This window comes from Methylobacterium sp. D48H (assembly GCF_053345715.1).
The window spans coordinates 1-917 of sequence record NZ_JBKFAP010000074.1 but is presented as its reverse complement, the minus strand read 5'-3'; the positions used below and the strand labels follow the sequence as shown (position 1 = coordinate 917).

The window sequence follows — 917 nt, the reverse complement described above, 5'->3', positions numbered from 1 at the left end:
CAACCGCAAGGAGGCAGGCGACCACGGTAGGGTCAGCGACTGGGGTGAAGTCGTAACAAGGTAGCCGTAGGGGAACCTGCGGCTGGATCACCTCCTTTCTAAGGATGCTGACAGCAGGATGACCGGTTCCCGGTCCGCTCCTCGGACGGCGTCATTAGGATATCAGGGCTCAGTCAGAGCCCATTGGCGGGACAGATGCCGCCCTCGTTTCTCTTCCTCACCAGATAGCGCGATCGCCGGAGCGGTCCGACCATGGCTCAGGCTATGGTCCGGTCCGCGACAGCACGATCGTACTGGGCCTGTAGCTCAGGTGGTTAGAGCGCACCCCTGATAAGGGTGAGGTCGGACGTTCGAGTCGTCCCAGGCCCACCATGGACGGGACGTTCTGCCTGCGGCTTGACCCTTTGGGGCCATAGCTCAGCTGGGAGAGCGCGTGCTTTGCAAGCATGAGGTCGTCGGTTCGATCCCGTCTGGCTCCACCACTTTTTTGGGACTTGGCGTCGTGTGAACGGCAGCCGCCCGGGAGAGTGCGTGTCGAGCCCGCTATCTGGAACATGCGTTTGCCGCAGCAGTGATCAGCGAGGACCGTCAGGTTCGGCTGGTTCAGCCGTGTGCGAAGACATCAGTGACATCGTGAAGAGGGAATGTGGCCGTTGGGGCAGAGAGATCTGCCAACCCCGGCGGTCATGTTCGGCAAGCATACGGTGGTGGGTCCGGAAACGGATCTGCCACTGGTCTTTTTGTGACCGTGTCGCGCTGATCAGCCAGCCTTACGGCTGTCGGATCAGCGACGGACATCGATCACGAGAGCGATCAAGTGCCTTAAGAGCATTCGGTGGATGCCTTGGCGCTGAGAGGCGATGAAGGACGTGGTACGCTGCGATAAGCCTTGGGGAGCTGCGAACGAGCTTTGATCC

Annotated in this window: 2 tRNA genes and 2 rRNA genes; all 4 read left to right on the top strand. The window is 60.9% G+C overall.

Annotated features, from left to right (window positions below):
• Positions 1 to 98, top strand: a 16S ribosomal RNA gene (locus ACLBX8_RS31520); the annotation flags it as partial.
• A gap of 197 nt (positions 99 to 295) precedes the next feature.
• Positions 296 to 372 (top strand) — tRNA-Ile (locus ACLBX8_RS31515).
• 34 nt (positions 373 to 406) lie between these two features.
• Positions 407 to 482, top strand: a tRNA-Ala gene (locus tag ACLBX8_RS31510).
• Positions 483 to 811: 329 nt separating this feature from the next.
• Positions 812 to 917, top strand: a 23S ribosomal RNA gene (locus ACLBX8_RS31505); the annotation flags it as partial.